A 4,047-nucleotide genomic window follows, 5' to 3' on the forward strand; every position below is an offset into this window, starting at 1 on the left:
TGTACGTGGCGGTGGGCATCTCGGGTGCGATCCAGCATCTGGCGGGCATGAAGGACTCGAAGGTGATCGTGGCGATCAACAAGGACCCGGAAGCGCCGATCTTCAGCGTCGCCGATTACGGTCTGGTGGGCGATCTGTTTGCCGCTGTGCCTGAGTTCACGTCGGCCCTGTAAGCACGCGTTCCTGAACAGTTCCAACATCGGCGAAATTGCCATCGGTTACGCGGCATGCGGATTGATGGGGGCAAAGTCAGCCCCAGAGGTGTTCAGGAAAAGCGCCACGTGCATGGCGACGAAGTTCGCGTCGCCATGCACGCGCGTCGCGCCTTTTCTGTCACGAAAAATTCAGACGCGACGGGCACTGCAATCGCTTGAATGGTAGAAGCCCTCCTCGCCGCCAGCCGTTTTCCACTGCCCGACCGATGGTTCATCGCCACCTGATGTTTCAGCCCGGCGACGCGCTGGCGCCGACACGAAACAACTAGCTAACCATCCAGCCAGTTGCTCCGATGTCTGCCAATTCAGTTGCGCGCCGAGTGGTTCGATGAGATCACGAGGTTTCGGCGATCGCTCGACCGATCACAATACGCTGGATGTCGTTTGCGCCTTCGTAGATCTGACACACTCGCACGTCGCGGTAAATGCGCTCGACGGGGAAGTCGGAAAGGTATCCGTAGCCGCCGTGAATCTGGACAGCATCCGAGCACACTTTCTCAGCCATTTCAGACGCAAACATCTTTGCCATCGAAGCTTCTTTCAAGCAAGGCTTACCAGCGTCCTTAAGCGTGGCGGCCCGCCATACCATCAGACGCGCGGCGTCCAGCGCTGTTGCCATGTCTGCGAGACGGAAGCTGACTGCCTGGTGCTCGATGATGGGCTTGCCAAAAGTCTCGCGCTCTTTAGCGTATCTGACTGCGGCATTTAATGCGGCCCGGGCCATACCCACCGATTGCGCAGCAATGCCAATGCGGCCGGCCTCAAGGTTGGAGAGCGCAATCCTGTAGCCTTCTCCTTCAGCACCCATCATTGCGCTCGCCGGCACACGGCAATTTTCGAAAACAATCTGCGCAGTGTCGGATGCGTGTTGACCCATCTTGTCCTCGATTCGGGCGACGATGTAGCCCGGTGTCACGGTGGGTACCAGGAAGCATGAAATGCCCTTCTTGCCAGCGGACTTGTCGGATACGGCAAAGACGATGGCCACATCGGCGTGCTTGCCGGTGGTAATGAACTGTTTGACGCCGTTCAGCACCCAGTGATCACCGTCCCGCACCGCCGAGGTTCGCAGGGCCGATGCGTCGGATCCAACGTGCGGCTCAGTCAGGCAGAAACAGCCGAGGCGTTCTCCCCGGGCCAGTGGCTTTAACCATTCCTCCTTCTGCGCATCTGAGCCATATTTGAGCGTGATGCCACAAGCGAGGGAGTTCTGCACGCTGACAATGGTCGACGTCGCCCCATCGCCTCCAGCAATTTCCTCGATCGCGAGCACGAGGCTCATGTAGTCCATCCCGGCTCCGCCCCACTCCTCTGGCACGATCATACCAAGTGCGCCCAATGCGCCGAGCTCCCGCAGCGCTTCCAGGGGGAACGTGTGATTGCGATCCCACTCACCGGCATGCGGGGCCAGCCGCTCTTCGGCGAAGGCCCGCATGCTGTCGCGGATCATTTCCTGTTCTTGTGTCAAGATCATTGTGTGCTCCCGGGATTCAAAGCATCTCAATGGCCGTGGCTTCCCCGCCTCCGATACACAGGCTGGCGATGCCGCGTTTGCCACCACTATTCCGGAGTGTGCCGATGAGCGTCACCAGAAGACGGGCGCCCGATGCACCGATGGGATGACCGAGCGCGCAGGCGCCACCATGCGTATTGACCTTCGAACGGTTGAGCTCGAGATCTCTTATGGCAGCCATCGCAACGACCGCAAACGCCTCGTTGATTTCCCATGCATCGACGTCATTGACTGACCAGTCCGTCCTGGACAGCAGTTTCTGTATGGCACCGACCGGAGCAGTCGTAAATAACCTGGGTTCCTGTGCATGAGAGGCATGACCCACGATCATCGCGACTGGCTTGACGCCGAGTCTGTCAGCAGTGGATCGACGCATCATGACCAATGCGGCCGCACCATCGGAAATGGAACTCGAGTTGGCGGCGGTGACCGTGCCGTCCTTCCTGAAGGAAGGCCTCAGCTGGCGATCTTGTCGAGACGAGCCTTGGGCGGTTGCTCATCATGCTCGATCAGACGGTCCCCGGATTTTCCTGCAGCGGTCACAGGCGCAATTTCCCACGCGAACATGCCGGTTTTTATCGCGTCCTGCGCGCGGATCGTCGATGACGTTGCATAAGCATCCTGGTCCTCTCGCGTGAAGCCATAGCTGGTCGCACATTCCTCTGCAAAAGTCCCCATCAGGCGGCCTTTGTCGAAATAGGCGTCCTCCAATCCATCGAAGAACATGTGATCGATAACCTGGCTGTGGCCCAGCCTGAACCCGCCCCGCGCTTTAGGCAGAAGATACGGCGCGTTGGTCATGAACTCCATGCCGCCGGCTACGATCACCTCGCTGCTGCCCGCCACCAGCGCATCATGCGCAGCGATGGCGGCCTTCATGCCGGAGCCGCAGACCTTGCCGACCGTCGAACACGCGACAGACAGAGGGAGCCCCGCATGGATGCTAGCCTGGCGCGCCGGGGCTTGCCCGAGTCCGGCTGGCAGCACACAACCCATGACAACTTCCTCGACATGAGCGGCGTCAATCCCCGCGCGCTCGACGGCGGCCTTGATTGCGACTCCTCCGAGTTGCGGCGCGCTAAAGCCGGACAAGTCCCCTTGAAAGCCGCCCATGGGCGTCCGCGCGACTGAAACAATTACTACTGGATCGTTATTCATTGAATCTTGCCTGGACGGAACTTGCTTGATCATCTTGCGGCCATGCGGATAGCGCCATCCAGGCGAATGACTTCGCCGTTCAGGTATTGATTCGTCAGGATGTGCTCCGCAAGCGCGGCAAATTCGAGAGGCTTACCCATGCGTGGTGGGAACGGAACCATTTTTCCGAGGGATTCCTGAACCTCGGCGGGCATGCTCGTCAGCATTGGCGTTTCCATGATGCCGGGAGCGATGGTCATGACCCGAATACCGAGGCGGGCCAACTCACGCGCAACAGGCAGGGTCATGGCCACCACGCCGCCTTTAGAGGCAGCGTAGGCGGCTTGCCCCACCTGCCCGTCGAATGCCGCGACAGAGGCCGTATTGACGATGACACCGCGCTCACCGGCTGCGTCAGGCTCAGAGGCCGACATGGCCGCAGCGGCAAGGCGAATCATGTTAAAGGTTCCCACCAGATTGATGCCGATGGTTCGCGCGAACGACTCGAACGTGTGCGGTCCTTCACGCCCCACCACTTTTTCAGCGGGAGCAATTCCGGCGCAATTGATGAGCCCACGCACCGCTCCCATTTCGCCTGCAGCTGCAAAAGCAGCGCTGGCACTTGCTTCGCTTGTAACGTCAGTAAGGAGGAAGCGAGCCCTGGAGCCTAGCGCCCTGGCCGTAGCGATTCCCGCCTGCTCGTTGATGTCGGCCAGCATGACGCTACCGCCTCGCTGAACGATCATCGTAGCCGTCGCCGCACCCAGGCCAGAACCGCCACCCGTCACAACAAATACGTTCCCTTCTATCTTCACGCGTCGTCCCTCCTTTCGAACCGTAAAAGCCTGTCGTGGGTGACAGTTGTCTGCTTTCGATGAGTAAAATCCAGAAACGGCAGCTTCTCTTTGTCGGCCAGCCTCTGGAGACGCGCTCCCATTGCTGCCACGGCTGCCTCAAGCGCTGTGCTTTCACATCGACAGGGTGATGTCAAAACCAGCGCAAGCAATGACTTTTGCGATACCGCGCCCCGTCGTGCTGGCACCGACGTTATCAATTCTGTGTATTTCAAGCTGCTCCACTACATATTCGAATAGTTCGGCCCACCGCCGCCTTCGGGCGTGACCCACACGATGTTCTGCGTCGGGTCCTTGATGTCGCACGTCTTGCAGTGCACGCAGTTCT

Annotated in this window: 3 protein-coding genes and 2 pseudogenes; 1 reads left to right on the forward strand and 4 read right to left on the reverse strand. The window is 59.6% G+C overall.

What is annotated here, in order from left to right; all coding sequences use genetic code 11:
* Nucleotides 1-173: pseudogene (locus LPA34_RS26745) on the forward strand (electron transfer flavoprotein subunit alpha/FixB family protein); the annotation flags it as partial.
* A gap of 376 nt (nucleotides 174-549) precedes the next feature.
* Here LPA34_RS26745 and LPA34_RS26750 read toward each other — a convergent pair.
* The 4 genes and pseudogenes from LPA34_RS26750 to LPA34_RS26765 all read right to left on the reverse strand — a co-directional run.
* On the reverse strand, nucleotides 550-1,689 hold the full coding sequence (locus LPA34_RS26750) for an acyl-CoA dehydrogenase (protein WP_228984143.1): 1,140 nt from the start codon (nucleotides 1,687-1,689) through the stop codon (nucleotides 550-552).
* 16 nt (nucleotides 1,690-1,705) lie between these two features.
* Nucleotides 1,706-2,886 (reverse strand): annotated as a pseudogene (locus tag LPA34_RS26755) (acetyl-CoA C-acyltransferase).
* Nucleotides 2,887-2,915: 29 nt separating this feature from the next.
* A complete protein-coding gene (locus LPA34_RS26760) occupies nucleotides 2,916-3,680 on the reverse strand; it encodes an SDR family NAD(P)-dependent oxidoreductase (protein WP_228984145.1) in 765 nt (254 codons plus the stop codon).
* Nucleotides 3,681-3,943: 263 nt separating this feature from the next.
* A partial coding sequence (locus tag LPA34_RS26765) for a 4Fe-4S dicluster domain-containing protein (RefSeq protein WP_228984149.1) occupies nucleotides 3,944-4,047 on the reverse strand: 104 nt, incomplete at its 5' end.

The sequence above is a fragment of the Paraburkholderia gardini genome, assembly GCF_907164575.1.
Taxonomy (GTDB): Bacteria; Pseudomonadota; Gammaproteobacteria; order Burkholderiales; family Burkholderiaceae; genus Paraburkholderia; species Paraburkholderia gardini.